Annotated in this window: 13 protein-coding genes; 3 read left to right on the top strand and 10 right to left on the bottom strand. The window is 45.3% G+C overall.

What is annotated here, in order from left to right:
• Positions 1 to 18: 18 nt before the first annotated feature.
• The 9 genes from bamA to rpsB all read right to left on the bottom strand — a co-directional run bounded on the left by bamA (position 19) and on the right by rpsB (position 10,019).
• The gene (gene bamA / locus RH86_RS02050) at positions 19 to 2,421 is read right to left on the bottom strand and encodes an outer membrane protein assembly factor BamA (protein WP_009384664.1); all 2,403 of its coding nucleotides are present in this window, start codon (positions 2,419 to 2,421) and stop codon (positions 19 to 21) included.
• Between the two features lie 39 nt (positions 2,422 to 2,460).
• Positions 2,461 to 3,819 (bottom strand): sigma E protease regulator RseP, encoded by a 1,359-nt coding sequence (gene rseP / locus RH86_RS02045; RefSeq protein ID WP_009384662.1) that lies wholly within the window; start codon positions 3,817 to 3,819, stop codon positions 2,461 to 2,463.
• Positions 3,816 to 5,024: a 1-deoxy-D-xylulose-5-phosphate reductoisomerase gene (gene ispC, locus RH86_RS02040; protein WP_009384660.1), complete on the bottom strand. Its 1,209-nt coding sequence runs from the start codon at positions 5,022 to 5,024 to the stop codon at positions 3,816 to 3,818. The genes rseP and ispC overlap by 4 nt, the downstream gene beginning before the upstream one ends.
• A 45-nt stretch (positions 5,025 to 5,069) precedes the next feature.
• Positions 5,070 to 5,912 carry a phosphatidate cytidylyltransferase gene (locus tag RH86_RS02035; RefSeq protein WP_009384658.1) on the bottom strand — a complete coding sequence of 281 codons (843 nt, stop codon included), beginning with the start codon at positions 5,910 to 5,912 and terminating at the stop codon, positions 5,070 to 5,072.
• Positions 5,913 to 5,922: 10 nt separating this feature from the next.
• On the bottom strand, positions 5,923 to 6,678 hold the full coding sequence (gene uppS / locus RH86_RS02030) for a polyprenyl diphosphate synthase (RefSeq protein WP_009384657.1): 756 nt from the start codon (positions 6,676 to 6,678) through the stop codon (positions 5,923 to 5,925).
• Positions 6,679 to 6,771: 93 nt separating this feature from the next.
• Positions 6,772 to 7,329 (bottom strand): ribosome recycling factor, encoded by a 558-nt coding sequence (gene frr, locus RH86_RS02025; protein WP_005593372.1) that lies wholly within the window; start codon positions 7,327 to 7,329, stop codon positions 6,772 to 6,774.
• Positions 7,330 to 7,437: 108 nt separating this feature from the next.
• Complete coding sequence (pyrH, locus tag RH86_RS02020) at positions 7,438 to 8,169, bottom strand: UMP kinase (protein WP_009384655.1); 732 nt, start codon at positions 8,167 to 8,169, stop codon at positions 7,438 to 7,440.
• Between the two features lie 152 nt (positions 8,170 to 8,321).
• Positions 8,322 to 9,167: a translation elongation factor Ts gene (tsf, locus tag RH86_RS02015; RefSeq protein ID WP_005593374.1), complete on the bottom strand. Its 846-nt coding sequence runs from the start codon at positions 9,165 to 9,167 to the stop codon at positions 8,322 to 8,324.
• Between the two features lie 123 nt (positions 9,168 to 9,290).
• Complete coding sequence (rpsB, locus tag RH86_RS02010; protein ID WP_005593375.1) at positions 9,291 to 10,019, bottom strand: 30S ribosomal protein S2; 729 nt, start codon at positions 10,017 to 10,019, stop codon at positions 9,291 to 9,293.
• Between the two features lie 391 nt (positions 10,020 to 10,410).
• Between rpsB and map the strand changes: the two genes are divergently transcribed.
• The 3 genes from map to RH86_RS01995 all read left to right on the top strand — a co-directional run bounded on the left by map (position 10,411) and on the right by RH86_RS01995 (position 14,531).
• On the top strand, positions 10,411 to 11,289 hold the full coding sequence (map, locus tag RH86_RS02005) for a type I methionyl aminopeptidase (RefSeq protein WP_009384654.1): 879 nt from the start codon (positions 10,411 to 10,413) through the stop codon (positions 11,287 to 11,289).
• A gap of 53 nt (positions 11,290 to 11,342) precedes the next feature.
• Positions 11,343 to 14,003 carry a bifunctional uridylyltransferase/uridylyl-removing protein GlnD gene (gene glnD, locus RH86_RS02000; protein ID WP_263053150.1) on the top strand — a complete coding sequence of 887 codons (2,661 nt, stop codon included), beginning with the start codon at positions 11,343 to 11,345 and terminating at the stop codon, positions 14,001 to 14,003.
• Between the two features lie 144 nt (positions 14,004 to 14,147).
• Positions 14,148 to 14,531, top strand: a complete 384-nt coding sequence (locus tag RH86_RS01995; RefSeq protein ID WP_005593378.1) for a DUF3461 family protein — start codon at positions 14,148 to 14,150, stop codon at positions 14,529 to 14,531.
• Positions 14,532 to 14,698: 167 nt separating this feature from the next.
• Here the strand turns inward: RH86_RS01995 and pgpA are convergent, their stop codons facing one another.
• A complete protein-coding gene (pgpA, locus tag RH86_RS01990; protein WP_009384650.1) occupies positions 14,699 to 15,202 on the bottom strand; it encodes a phosphatidylglycerophosphatase A in 504 nt (167 codons plus the stop codon).
• Between the last annotated feature and the right edge of the window lie 2 nt (positions 15,203 to 15,204).

Genomic DNA, 15,204 nt, shown 5'->3' with positions numbered 1-15,204 from the left:
CACTAGATTTTCCTTAAATTAGAAGGTTCTGCCGATTGTGAAAGTGAAGAACTCTTCGTCATCACCTTCATAACTTTCAATTGGTTTCGCTACCGAGAAGACCAGCGGCCCCATCGGTGACATCCATTGTAGAGCAAGTCCATAAGAGGCGCGGTAATTGCCTGGATCGGAGTAATCATAATATTGTTCGTCACCAATATCACCTCGATAAACAAACTCAGTATCCCACACACTCGCCGCATCAACAAAAGCACTGGTACGTAATTGACTACGAGTCTCTTCCGATGCGAATGGTGTTGGGAAAATCAACTCTAAGCTCGCTAAAGCCACAGCGTTACCACCCACAGAATCATCTGTAGTGGTCACACAGCCATTGTTACCACAACTGCCTGAGTTATCGGTATAAACCGCTTTCGGCCCCGCACTATTTGAGCCAAAACCGCGTAAGGTGGTAAAGCCACCCGCATAGTAGTTTTCATAGAACGGGAATAGGTTCTCATTACCATCCGTTTCACCATAGCCATTACCGTAGCCAAGACGGCCGCGCATTAGCAAGGTAAATTCATGTTTCTTGGTTAAAGGCACATACTGACGCACATCATATTGCAACTTAAAGTACTGAGCATCTGAGCCTGGAACAGTCATTTTACCAAAAGCACGTTGATAGTTACCCGCTGTCGGGAAGTAACCACGGTTCAAGTTATTGCGAGTCCAAGATAAGTTAATATCAAAGTCATTGGTAATAATATCACCATCGGCTTGACCGATACTTTGAGCAAACAACTGAGCTTGATCATAAGTAGGTACGTTACCAATCTTGTTATGGGTATAACCAATACCAAAATCGATACGATTGAGCTCATCAACTGGGAAACCCCACGTTAAACTGGTACCGTAACTTTCATTGGTATAGTCAACAATACCGGCTTCTTCCGCTTCAAAAGTGTTATAGAAAATCTTACCACCAAGGCTAACACCATCAAGGTTCCAATAGGGGTCGCGATATTCTAAGGTTAAGTTCTTCTGATAATCATTCATCATGGCATTAATGCCAACACGATTACCAGTACCGGCAAAGTTATCTTGCTGCAAGCCCACTTGGAAGCTCACACCAGACTCCGTGCCATAGCCAACACCAAAATTGACGCTGCCTGAGTTTGCTTCTTTTACGCTATAGACTAGATCAACCTGATCTTCACTACCCGGAACACGTACGGTCTGCACATCAACGGTTTCAAAAAAGCCGAGACGATTCAAACGTGCTTTGCTGGTCTCAAGTGCTTTGCCATTGAGCCAACTGCCCTCCATCTGACGCATTTCACGACGCAACACTTCATCTTTAGTGGCATTGTTACCCACAAAACGAATGTCACGCACATAAATACGCTTGCCCGGTTCAACATTGACGATCAAAGAGACTTGCTTAGTCTCTTCATTAAATTCAGGAATGGTACGTACTTGTGGATAAGCGTAACCCGCTTCACCCAGTACCTTTTTCACACCACCTTCTAACCCCGTGACCTGAGATGCGTTATAGACCTCACCGGCTTCAAAAGGAACTAAAGCTTCAAAATCGGCTTCTTTACCAATCAGCTCACCACGGAATTTAACATCTTCGACACTGTACTGGTCGCCTTCATCGATATTAAGGGTGATATAAACCCCTTTCTTATCCGGTGAAATGGCAACTTGCGTCGACGTCACTTGGAACTTTAAGTACCCGCGATCGAGGTAGTACGAGCGTAATGCCTCGATATCACCCGCCAAAACTTGCTTCTGATATTTATCATCAGAAAGGAAGTTCCACCATGAGACATTTTCATTGAGGTTAAAGCGACCACGCAGATCTTCATCGCTAAACACTTGGTTACCGATAAAGTTAATTTGTTTAATTTTTGCCGAAACACCTTCCGTGAAGACAAACTTCAAATCGGTTCGATTACGTGGCAAAGGCGTCACAACTGCTTTAACACTGGCATTATATTTACCAACGCTGTAATAAAAATCTTCAAGACCTTTTTCAACGTTTGATAGCGTAGTGCGATCTAACGCCTCACCAACACGAATACCAGATGCATCAAGGTTTTGCTGTAGCTGCTCATCTTTAATCGCGCTGTTGCCAGAGAAAGAAACCGTTGAGATAGTCGGGCGCTCGATCACTTGCACGACCAGAACATCACCATCACGTGAAACTTTGACATCTTCAAAGTTGCCGGTTGAATAAAGTGCGCGAATAATACCAGCAACATCTTGATTACTGACTGTATCACCAATACGAATCGGCATTTTCAGCAGTGCAGCACCCAAAGCTACACGCTGCAAGCCATCAACTTGGATATCTTGCACAACAAAATTTTCAGCGCCGTTCGCAGATACGCTCGTTGCTAGCAAAGTCGCCAACAGAATTTTTTTCATCGCCATACTTGTTTTAGTTATTCCTTACTACAACCTGCATCTACTTTATAAACGCGCAAAGTCGTTAAAAATTGCGACCGCCATAAGTGTAAATATGATCGCGCCCCCCAGACGATAGCCCATTTCCTGTACCTTTTCTGGTACTGGGCGTCGAATTACCGCCTCGATTGCGAAAAACAATAAATGTCCACCATCGAGCATCGGCAGTGGAACTAAATTTATAATGCCTAGATTGACACTGATTAACGCTAAGAAACCTAAAAAGTACACCAAGCCATAATCAGCAGTGGCTCCGGCTCCTTTTGCTATCGAAATCGGTCCACTGAGGTTATTTAACCCCACGTCACCAACAATCAGCTTCTTGAGCATACTAATGGTCAAGTCAATCACTTGACCGGTTTTATCAATCGCCTTACCGATAGATTCAAATACACCAAATTGCAGATCGAATCGATAGTTTTGCGGCCATTCTGCGACTTCAGGTGCGATTCCGGCAAAACCAATCCGCTCACCGTCTTTTAACTCTCGACTATCAGGGACAATCGTCAATGCGATTAACTCTCCCTGGCGCAACACAGTAAGCTCAAGCGCCTGATTGGCATTCGAGCGAATCGCGTCAACTACCTGCTGCCAATTGTCAATCTGTTCACCATTTAGCGCGGTTAAGGTATCACCAACCTGCAGTCCTGCAACCGCTCCAGCTCCATCAGGAGAGATCGTTTGCAATCTCAGTGATATCTCTGGCGTATAAGGTTTAAAGCCTAGGGATGACATTGCCGATTCTTTTTCTGGATCAAACTGCCATTGCGAAATATCTAACGTCAATTGCTGCTCTAATCCGAGTTCATTGGCTGGCGCAACCGTCAAGGTTAGGCGTTCATCACCAATATGAGAAACCAACCCCATATTAACCGATTCCCAATCCGCGGTTTTGACGCCTGAAATTGTCTTTAGTTCCATTCCTGATTCTAAACCGCCTTGTGCGGCAATTGAATAAGGCGTCACTTGACCGATCACAGGCTTTACCGCTGGTACGCCTATAAGAAAAACCAGCCAATAGGCAAAAATAGCAAAGAGGAAATTAAACACCGGTCCTGCGGCAACAATCGCGGTGCGCTTCCATAGTGGTTTTAAATCAAAAGCAAATGACTTGGTGTCTTCAGTAAGTTCATCAACACGGCCATCGAGCATTTTTACGTAACCACCCAAAGGAATCATCGCAATGGTGTATTCCGTGCCATCTTTACCGATTTTATTCCAAATCGATTTACCAAAACCGATCGAAAACCGTTCAACCTTTACGCCGCAACGACGAGCAACCCAAAAGTGACCAAACTCGTGCACTGTGACCAAAATACCTAAGGCGACAATGAACGAGGCAAAGTTCCATAATATTCCGCTCATACTTGATGCCTACCAATAAATTCCATCGCGAGTGCTCGCGCCATTCTATCGACCTCAAGAATGCTTTCCAAGCTATCGCAACTCAGTTGTGCATTCATCGCACATATTTTTGAGGTTACCCAGCTATTGACTGCTGCAATGTCAGTGAAGGGTAATTTTCGATTTAAAAACGCTTCAACTGCGATTTCATTCGCAGCATTTAGAGCGGTTGTCGCGTGTTGACCTTCGTAGCAAGCGTCGATCGCGAGTTTTAAACATGGATAACGATTGTAGTCAGGCGCTAGAAAAGTGAGCTCACCGATTTGAGTGAAATCCAAGGGCTTAACACCCGCTTGAATACGCTCAGGATAAGATAAGGTTAAAGCAATCGGTGTGGCCATATCCGGTTCGCCCAATTGGGCAAGCGTTGAACCGTCACGATATTGCACCATCGAGTGAATCACTGATTGTGGATGGATAACGACTTTAAGTTGTTCACGACTGGCATTAAACAACCACTTAGCTTCTATGTACTCTAAGCCCTTGTTCATCATGGTTGCTGAATCGACTGATATTTTTGGCCCCATAGACCAGTTTGGATGAGCAATAGCTTGCTCTGGGGTAACATTTTTCAGTTCTGCTAGGTCGCTGTAACGAAATGGACCACCAGAGCCAGTCAGCAAGATGTTATGAATCCCATAATGATCCAAATCGCAATGACCTAGATTCGTTTGCACTTCATGAGGTAAGCATTGGAATATAGCATTGTGTTCACTATCAACGGGCAATAGCTCGGCGCCACTTTCTTTAACCGCATCAACAAAAAGCTGGCCAGACATAACCAAGGCTTCTTTGTTGGCGAGCAGCACTCGCTTACCCGCTTTGACTGCAGCCATCGTTGGCATCAAGCCCGCAGCACCAACAATCGCCGCCATCACCGTGTCGATCTCGTCAAAAGAAGAGACCAAACACATCGCCTCCACTCCAGATAGCACTTCCGTCTTAACATTGGTGGTTTGTAGCGTATTTCTCAACTCATTCGCCGCTCGCTCAGTTGCCATGACAGCATAACGAGGTTGCCACTTAAGACAAAGTTGAGCCATTTTCTCAACATTTTGTCCTGCAGCTAGCGCGACAATACGAAATTGATCAGGGTTGTTTTCGATAACTTTCAAAGTGCTAGCACCAATAGAGCCAGTAGCACCTAGGATTGTTAATTTACGCATTACGAGAACCAGTCATTGATAGTGCGGCCATGGGCCGCACCATACTTAAAATGAGAAATACAGAAGAGCAAAAACAGGAAATGCAGCCGTCAAGCTATCGATACGATCTAACACACCGCCGTGGCCAGGAATAATATTACTGCTGTCTTTAATGCCTGACACGCGTTTGAACATGCTTTCAACCAGATCGCCTAGCACGGAAATAACCACCGTGACTAACGTGATCAGCACAAAAGCACTGGTACTGCTAAATTCGATATCAAACCATTGCGCAGTGCCCCAACCGACCAACAAAGCAGTTAAGATACCGCCAACTAAACCCTCAATGGTTTTATTTGGGCTTACATGCGGTGCCATCTTACGTTTCCCCATGCTCTTGCCAGCAAAATACGCACCACTATCTGCCGCCCACACAATGAAACAAACATACAGTACCAGTTTAGCACCATGATATGGATCAACCGTGATTCCCTGCGCACGCAGCATGACGATGCTCCACAAAAAAGGCAGCAAGGTTAAAAGGCCAAATAAATGACGCAATAACTTGGAGTTTTGCCAGCAGGCAGCAGAACGAGGGTAAGTAATCGCTAAAACACTAGAAATAATCCACCAGGCACTGCCAATCGCTAGCAATGTATAGTGAGCACTAGTGAGAGAATTAAGAGAGAAGGCATCGGAAGGGATAAATACAAAGCTAGCAATCGTCACCGCAATACTTGGTATTAAAGCAAGTACGCGAGATTTTGCATCAACAAATTGTGTCCATTCCCAAAAACCGATCAAGGTCACCATCGCGATCAGTGCGATAAAAAGGGGCAAAGAAAGCTTAAAAATCGCAAGGATAACTAATGGAGCAAGAATAAGCGCGGTTATAATTCTTTGTTTCAAACTCTAGTCCTTAGTTGCATTCCATTAATGCTTTAACTTGTTCGCCAGTACAACCAAAACGACGTTCACGGTCAACAAACCAAGACACCGCCTCAATCAAACTGTCTTCATTAAATTCAGGCCAATAAATCGGAGTAAAGTACATCTCCGCATAAGCCAATTGCCAAAGCATGAAATTACTAATTCGACACTCACCACTGGTGCGAATTAAGAGATCCACTTCGGGTAAATCTGACATAGTAAGATGCGCAGTCATGACATCTTCGTCAATCGCATCAATACTCATTTCCCCTGCCTGCACTTTCGCCGCGATTGATTTCGTCGCTTCCAGAATATCCCATTTACCACCATAGTTGGCTGCGATATTAATCACCATGCCATCATTACTCGCAGTAAGCGCTTCCGCCTGAGCGATTTTTTTCTGTAAGCGTTCGCTAAAGCGCGCAGTATCACCAATAACACGTAAGCGTAGATTATTTTTATGCAGCTTTTTCACCTCTGTGGACAACACAGTGATAAACAACTCCATTAACACACCGACTTCTTCTTCTGGACGACGCCAATTTTCACTACTAAAAGCAAATAAAGTCACCGCTTTAATACCGAGGCGCGCGGCGGTAGAGATCGTTTTACGAACTGCTGTTACACCATTTTTGTGGCCAAAAATACGCGGTTTGCCTTGAGCTTTCGCCCAGCGGCCATTGCCATCCATAATGACAGCGATATGTTTAGGAAGTAAATCAGGTGAGAGTTGTGTGTTATGCATAGAGCTTATTGGATTGCGGGCAGGTGACAGAGGGTAGCATAAAAGAGCGCTATGCGGCGAGCACAGCGCTTTTTTTTGATGAATGTTTGAGAATTAAACTTCCATCAACTCTTTTTCTTTAGCAGCAAGTACTTCATCAACGTTTTTAACCGCGATGTCAGTTAACTTCTGGATCTCATCTTGACCTTTGTGGTCTTCATCTTCTGAGATTTCTTTCTCTTTAAGTAGCGCTTTAAGATCGCCATTTGCGTCACGACGAATGTTACGAACAGCAACACGTGCGCCTTCTGCTTCACCACGTACGATCTTAACAAGGTCCTTACGACGCTCTTCTGTTAGCGCTGGAAGTGGAACACGAATAATCGTGCCCGCAGACATTGGGTTTAGACCAAGATCAGACATCATGATTGCTTTCTCAACTTTTTGAGTAAGCTCACGGTCAAATACGGTAATAGCGAGAGTACGTGCATCTTCTGCAACAACGTTTGCTACTTGGTTTAGAGGTGTTGGCGCGCCGTAGTACTCAACAGAGATACCAGATAGCAAGCTTGGGTGAGCGCGGCCAGTACGGATTTTAGAAAGGTTGTTCTTTAGTGCTTCAACACTTTTTTCCATGCGCTCTTGTGCGTCTTTTTTGATTTCGTTAATCACGGTTTCACCTTAATGATTCTTCTTTCTCAAAGAGAGTCTAACAGGGCTGAGTAAAGTTTAGTGCTACTTGGTTACCAAATAGCACTTAAACTCGTCAAGCAGGCTAAATTAAGCGTTATCGCTGATTAGCGTACCTTCAGCTTCACCCATAACCACGCGACGTAGTGCGCCTGGCTTGTTCATGTTGAATACGCGGATTGGCATTTTGTGGTCGCGAGCAAGAGTAAATGCTGCTAAATCCATCACTTTAAGTTCTTTGTCAAGAATCTCTGCGTAAGACAATTTATCATACAGCTCTGCGTCTGGGTTTGCTACTGGGTCAGAAGTAAATACGCCATCAACCTTAGTTGCTTTTAGAACCACGTCAGCTTCGATTTCGATACCACGTAGACATGCAGCTGAGTCTGTCGTGAAGAACGGGTTACCAGTACCTGCAGAGAAGATCACTACGCGGCCTTGACGCAATTCACGAATCGCATCCGCCCAGTTGTAATCGTCACAAACGCCTTTTAGTGGGATTGCTGACATAACGCGAGCATTCACGTATGCACGATGCAGTGCATCACGTAGCGCCAAACCATTCATTACAGTTGCTAGCATGCCCATATGGTCACCAACAACACGGTTCATACCTGCTTCAGCAAGGCCCGCACCACGGAATAAGTTGCCACCGCCGATAACGACACCCACTTGAACACCCAGTTCAACTAACTCTTTTACTTCTTGAGCCATGCGGTCAAGAATCGTAGGATCAATACCAAAACCTTCGTTGCCTTGAAGCGCTTCGCCACTTAGTTTTAACAGAATACGTTGATATGCTGGTTTAGGGTTCGTTGTCATGGAGTTTACCTTCCAAAGGGAGTTATCAATTAACAGTCATGATTTAAAACTCAGAATCAAAAATTCCAAATCATCACGGTTCGTTGTTATCTCTTATTCGTAAAAAGACCGCAGCCATGGCTACGGTCTCAGAATTTTCGGGTAACTAAGGATTAACCTTTTTGTACCGCTGCTACTTCATCAGCAAAGCTCATTTCTGCAGCTTTCTCGATGCCTTCACCAACTTCTAGACGTACGAAGTTAGTTACAGAAGCGCCTTTTTCTTTCAGCATTTCGCCTACAGTTTTCTTAGGCTCCATGATGAATGCTTGACCAGTTAGAGAGATTTCGCCAGTGAATTTCTTCATGCGGCCAACAACCATCTTCTCAGCGATCTCTTGAGGCTTGCCTTCGTTCATAGCGATTTCAACTTGAACTTCTTGCTCTTTAGCCACTACGTCTGCTGGTACGTCTTCTGGGTTTACGAACTCAGGACGAGAAGCAGCTACGTGCATTGCAACGTGCTTAAGAGTTTCAGCTTCGCCTTCACCAGCTACAACTACACCGATTTTCTCACCGTGACGGTAAGAAGCGATAGATGCGCCTTCAACGTATGCTACGCGACGGATGTTGATGTTTTCGCCGATTTTAGCAACTAGTGCTACACGTGCGTCTTCAAACTTAGCTTGTAGCTCTTCAACAGTAGCTTTAGAAGCTAGAGCTTCTGCTGCTACTTCTTGAGCGAATGCATTGAAGCTAGCGTCTTTCGCAACGAAGTCAGTTTGGCAGTTAACTTCAAGAAGAGCAGCTACGCCGTTTGCTTCTTGAATGATGATTGCGCCTTCAGCAGCAACGTTACCAGCTTTTTTAGCTGCTTTCGCTGCGCCAGATTTACGCATGTTTTCAATTGCTAGTTCGATGTCAGCGTTTGCTTCTACAAGCGCTTTTTTACATTCCATCATGCCAGCGCCAGTGCGCTCGCGAAGTTCTTTAACTAGAGCAGCAGTTACAGTTGCCATTCTCTATTCCTCGTTGATTCGAAATAAGGTAAAAAACAGGGGCCTACATTGTCGGCCCCTGCTGATAACTATAACTCAGTCTGCGCAAGAAATGCACAAACCAAGTATGGCTCGGAGCCGATATTATTCAGCTTCTACGAAACCGTCTTTTTCAGCAACAACTGCAACGTCTTTGTTACGGCCTTCGTTTACAGAAGTCGCAACAGCGTCTAGGTACAGTTTAACAGCGCGGATTGCGTCGTCGTTACCTGGGATGATGTAGTCAACGCCGTCTGGGTTAGAGTTAGTATCTACCACAGCGTAAACTGGAATACCTAGGTTGTTAGCTTCTTTAATCGCAATGTGTTCGTGATCAGCATCGATAACGAAAAGCGCGTCAGGTAGACCGCCCATGTTTTTGATACCACCAAGAGATTTCTCTAGCTTCTCCATTTCGCGAGTACGCATTAGAGCTTCTTTCTTAGTTAGTTTATCAAAAGTACCGTCTTGAGCTTGAGCTTCTAGCTCTTTAAGACGTTTGATAGACTGACGAACAGTTTTGTAGTTTGTTAGCATACCGCCTAACCAGCGGTTGTTAACGTAGTACTGGTTGCTTGCGATTGCAGCTTCTTTAACAGCTTCAGATGCAGCGCGTTTAGTACCTACGAATAGAACTTTACCTTTCTTCTCGCCAACTTTAGCTAGTTCAGCTAGAGCTTCGTTGAACATTGGTACAGTTTTTTCTAGGTTGATGATGTGAACGCGGTTACGAGCACCAAAGATGAATGGCTTCATTTTTGGGTTCCAGTAACGAGTTTGGTGACCGAAGTGAACACCAGCTTTCAGCATATCGCGCATTGATACAGTTGCCATTTTAAAATCCTCTAATGGGGTTAGGCCTCCACATCCCCCATGAATCCGACCTCCAACATCTATTTGTTAAAGCACAAATAGTTTTACAGCTGAGGCACCCCGGAACATGTGTCGGAATGTGTGTGATTTAAAGATATAAGTTTATGGAACTCGTCAGCTTCGCTGCTAAAGTCACCCTCAGCAAAGAGAACGGACGATGTTTCCGGCGCGCTTTATACCATATTTCACTACGTTTTGGCTAGTAAAAATTCCTTTTACTGCAATTGCAGCCCTTCTCTTTAACTGCGGATTTGGGTTTCGCTAAATAACACAAATACACATTCTCAGTTGTTCCTGTTAAAATAGCGTAATCCGCACATTTTTGTGCCGTTGAGTAAGTAGAGAAAAGCCAATGTCAATCAAGATCAAAACGGCTGAAGAAGTCGAACGTATGCGCATCGCAGGTAGCCTAGCTGCCGATATTCTAGAAATGATCGAACCTCATATTAAAGCTGGGGTAAACACCGACACGTTGAACCAAATCTGTCACGATTATGCTCTAGAAAAAGGCGCATATTCTGCCCCACTTGACTACCATGGTTTCCCGAAATCAATCTGTACTTCTATTAACCACATCGTGTGTCACGGCATTCCTGCGGCGCAAGATGAAATGGGTAGCAATGGCCAAATGAAGCCAGCTGTACTTAAAAATGGCGACATCATTAACGTCGACATCACTGTGATTATTCCTGACGATGAAAACGCCGATCTCAGCGTGCGTCCGGAAGGTTACCACGGCGATACGTCTAAAATGTTCTTCGTTGGTGATGCATCACCTGAAGACAAGCGTCTATGTATGGTCACTCAAGAAGCACTTTATGTCGGCATGAAGCAAGTAAAACCAGGTGCAACGGTGGGTGACATCGGTACTGCGATTGAAAAGCACATCAAAACCAACAACAAAAACAACCCACGCAATAAGTTCTCTATCGTAAAAGATTTTTGTGGTCACGGCATCGGTAATGAGTTCCATGAAGAACCACAAGTGGTCCATTACAAAAACAACGATCGCCGCGTACTAAAAGAAGGCATGTGCTTCACCATTGAACCGATGATCAATGCGGGTAAATTTGGCTGTACCGTCGACGCGCAAGACGATTGGACGGTATACACCGGTGACGGCAAAAAATCAGCTCAGTACGAGCACACCATAATGGTGACCAAAGATGGCTGTGAAGTCTTCACTCTACGCAGTGATGAAAGCATCCCTCGTTTGATGAAAAACGCATAATATCTTCCCTATCCCCGCTTTTGCGGGGATATTTTTTTGTCTTACCGAATTTGATAAAGTGCAATCAACAACTCAGCACGGAAGCCACTATGCCTTTTCAATCCCCGCTCACATTCAGTGACGAGCAAATTAATATTAGCGAGCTGAAAGCTCAATTAGAGCAGTTTGCTGACTATCAACGAAAAGAGTTCCTTAACCACCATCCAGTCAATGATCTAGTACTCGGTCGCGCCGAATATACCGATTTACTGCTCAACCGTTTGTGGCAACATTTTGGTTTTGCTCGCTTACCCAATATCAGTTTGGTGGCCGTGGGCGGTTATGGCCGCGGAGAACTTCACCCTCTTTCCGATATCGACATGCTGATCGTGTCGAAAAAAAACTTACCTGAGCATTTAGCCAGCAAGGTAAGTGAATTTATTACTTTGCTGTGGGACTTACGCTTAGAGATCGGTCACGCTGTCCGTACCATTGAGCAATGCGCTGAAATCGGTCGCGCCGATCTTACCGTCGCGACCAATCTACAAGAATCCCGCTTACTGTGTGGTTGTGAAGAGACTTTCCACCAGCTGAAAATGGTGATTCACTCAGAGTCATTCTGGCCAAGCGAAACCTTCTACAAAGCCAAAGTTCAAGAACAAAAAAACCGTCATGCACGCTATCACGACACCACCTACAACCTTGAACCTGATATCAAGTCAACGCCTGGTGGACTGCGAGATATCCATACTCTAAGCTGGGTTGCTAGACGCCACTTTGGCGCAACTTCCTTGCTCGAGATGAGCCGTTACGGCTTTCTAACCGATGCGGAATATCGTGAACTGGTCGAGTGTCAGGATTTTTTATGGCGAGTGCGCTTTGCGCTGCATATCGAACTACGTCGTTACGACAATCGCCTCACCTTTGCTCATCAGGCCCAAGTCGCCGAAAACCTCGGCTTTGTTGGCGAAGGCAATCGCGGCGTGGAAATGATGATGAAAGAGTTTTACCGCACACTACGCCGTGTGGCTGAACTTAATAAAATGCTGCTCAAACTGTTTGATCAAGCGATCCTAAATAACGGCACAGAAAGTCCACCGCAAATCATCACCGACGATTTCCAACGGCGCGGTAACTTAATCGAAGCTCGTAAACCTGCGCTGTTTCAAGCTCGCCCAGAAACCATCTTGGACATGTTTTTGCTCATCGCCAACGACTCAACTATTGAAGGCGTTGCACCGCCAACACTGCGCCAGCTACGAACGGCTCGTCGTCGCCTCAACAAATTTCTCCATACCATACCTGCGGCTCGAGAAAAGTTTTTGGAACTATGTCGCCACCCCAACGCGCTGCATAAAGCATTTAGCTTGATGCACAAATTAGGCGTATTAGCCGCCTATTTACCGCAGTGGAGCCAAATTGTTGGTCAAATGCAGTTCGACCTATTCCACGTATACACCGTGGATGAACACAGCATGCGCTTGCTCAAACACATCAATACTTTTAGTTATGCAAAAAACCACGGCAAACACCCTATTTGCTGCGAGGTATATCCGCGCATCCAAAAGAAAGAACTGCTGATCATTGCCGCTATTTTCCACGATATCGGTAAAGGACGTGGCGGAGACCACTCAGTGATTGGCGCCAAAGAAGCGTATGATTTCTGTATGGAACATGGCCTCTCAACGCCAGAAGCCAACTTAGTCTCTTGGCTAGTACGTCATCACTTACTGATGTCAGTTACCGCTCAACGTCGTGATATTTACGATCCAGAAGTGATCACCGAATTTGCCAAGCTGGTACGAGATGAAGAGTATCTCGAATACCTAGTCTGCCTAACCGTTGCCGACATCTGTGCGACTAACCCCGAGTTGTGGAATAGCTGGAAGCGCACCTTACTAGCAGAGCTCTTCTATTCCTCTCAACGAGCTCTAAGGCGCGGCTTAGAAAACCCCGTTGATGTGCGCGAGCGTATCCGCCACAACCAACAAATGGCCTCAGCCGTGCTGCGCAAAGAGGGCTTTACCGCCAGAGAAATTGAAGTGTTATGGCAACGCTTTAAAGCCGATTACTTCCTGCGTCATACGCATAAACAAATTGCGTGGCATTGTAGCCATCTACTGCGTCACGATGATCCAAGCAAACCATTGGTGTTGATCAGCGAAAAAGCCACACGCGGTGGCACCGAGGTCTTTGTTTATCATAAAGACCAGCACGCGCTGTTTGCCACCGTGGTAGCAGAACTGGACAGGCGTAACTTCAACGTCCATGACGCACAGGTCATGACCAGCAAAGATGGTTATGTACTCGATACTTTTATGGTTTTAGACCAGCATGGTGATGCGATTGAAGTTGGCCGCCATAAGGCCGTCATTAAGCATTTAACTCACGTACTACAAGATGGCCGACCAACTAAGATCCGCACCCGACGCACGCCACGTAACTTGCAGCACTTTACGGTAAAAACCAAAGTGGATTTTTTACCAAGTAAAAGTAAAAAACGCACCACGTTGGAGTTTGTCGCATTAGACACCCCTGGTTTATTGGCCACTGTTGGGGCAACATTTGCCGATCTCAATATTAATCTCCACGCAGCAAAAATCACCACGATTGGGGAGCGAGCCGAAGATTTGTTTATCATTACAGGCACTGAAGGCGGCAAGCTTAGTGAACAAGAAAAGAGCCTATTGCGCGAGGCTTTATGCGCTAACGTTGAGGAACTCGCACCAAACTGATCTCGACCACAAGTTGATAAAATAGCCACTAAGGCGGCTACCTCCAATCAGTATAGGCTGCTACATTAAATGGGTGAATACTCGACATCATTCTCGAAGTCATTGAAGAGTAAGCCACTTTCACCCTATTTTATGAGGTAGCCTATGTTTGCAAATCTTATCGGTTTAGGCATTCAAGATCCGCAGCAGATTGAGCGTTATTCTTTGCGTCAAGAAGCCCATAAAGACGTGTTAAAAATCTATTTCCGTAAACAAAAGGGAGAATTGTTCGCCAAAAGCGTTAAGTTCAAATACCCACGCCAGATCAAAAACGTTTTAGTTGATAGTGGTAGCCATAAATACAAAGAAGTTACCGAAATCAACCGCAACCTCACCTTGGTCATTGATGAGCTCAACAAGATCACCAAGCCGGTAAAATTGGCAGAGGTGGATGTAAAACAGAAAATCTTATCTGATTTACGCCATTTGGAAAAAGTCGTGTCGAGTAAGATCGCAGAGATAGAAGCGGATCTAGAAAAGTTGAAGTGAGAAGCGAGAAGCGAGAAGCGAGAAGCGAGAAGCGAGAAGCGAGAAGCGAGAAGCGAGAAGCGAGAAGCGAGAAGCGAGAAGGAATTTTAAGGGTTGGTTTTATGAGTCAACCCTTTTAGGTTCAGCTAGTCAGCAAACCTCTCGGTTCTCGCCGAGAGGTGCTTCGCTTACAGCCACCCCGCGTATTTGCCGACTAAATACAGCGCGACACCCGCCATTACGCCAGCAACGATATCATCAATCATAATACCCAAACCGCCGTGCACGCGCTTATCTAACCAGCCGATTGGCCACGGTTTTACCATGTCAAAAAAGCGGAAGAGAATAAATCCGCTCAATAACCACTTCCAATCAGTTGGTGACAATTGGAATAACGGCACAATCGCCATGGTGATCCAAAAACCAGCAAACTCATCCCACACTATCGAACCATGATCGTGGACACCCATGTCATCAGAGGTCACTTGGCAAATTTTCACCCCAATCACACACGCCAACAGCACCGCAATGATATAAGCCGGTAACGGTAATTGAACCAACAGCAAATAAAGTGGTATCGATGCCAACGTCCCCATAGTGCCCGGCACAATAGGAGATAAACCACTACCAAACCCAGTCGCTAAAAAATGCCATGGGTTTTTTAAAGAAATCAATGAAAGAGGATTGGCCATAA

Origin of the sequence: Vibrio sp. N418 (genome assembly GCF_000222565.1) — a bacterium.
GTDB classification, from domain to species: Bacteria; Pseudomonadota; Gammaproteobacteria; order Enterobacterales; family Vibrionaceae; genus Vibrio; species Vibrio scophthalmi.
Note: the sequence above shows the minus strand (reverse complement) of the source record. Positions and strands in the feature narration are given on the sequence as shown.

Coding starts and splice junctions, on each gene's coding strand:
- RH86_RS01995 (WP_005593378.1), top strand. CDS start 14,148: ATGTTTGCAAATCTTATCGGTTTAGGCATTCAAGATCCGCAGCAGATT.
- map (WP_009384654.1), top strand. CDS start 10,411: ATGTCAATCAAGATCAAAACGGCTGAAGAAGTCGAACGTATGCGCATC.
- bamA (WP_009384664.1), bottom strand. CDS start 2,421: ATGGCGATGAAAAAAATTCTGTTGGCGACTTTGCTAGCAACGAGCGTA.
- pyrH (WP_009384655.1), bottom strand. CDS start 8,169: ATGACAACGAACCCTAAACCAGCATATCAACGTATTCTGTTAAAACTA.
- rseP (WP_009384662.1), bottom strand. CDS start 3,819: ATGAGCGGAATATTATGGAACTTTGCCTCGTTCATTGTCGCCTTAGGT.
- pgpA (WP_009384650.1), bottom strand. CDS start 15,202: ATGGCCAATCCTCTTTCATTGATTTCTTTAAAAAACCCATGGCATTTT.
- uppS (WP_009384657.1), bottom strand. CDS start 6,678: ATGCATAACACACAACTCTCACCTGATTTACTTCCTAAACATATCGCT.
- rpsB (WP_005593375.1), bottom strand. CDS start 10,019: ATGGCAACTGTATCAATGCGCGATATGCTGAAAGCTGGTGTTCACTTC.
- ispC (WP_009384660.1), bottom strand. CDS start 5,024: ATGCGTAAATTAACAATCCTAGGTGCTACTGGCTCTATTGGTGCTAGC.
- tsf (WP_005593374.1), bottom strand. CDS start 9,167: ATGGCAACTGTAACTGCTGCTCTAGTTAAAGAACTTCGCGAGCGCACT.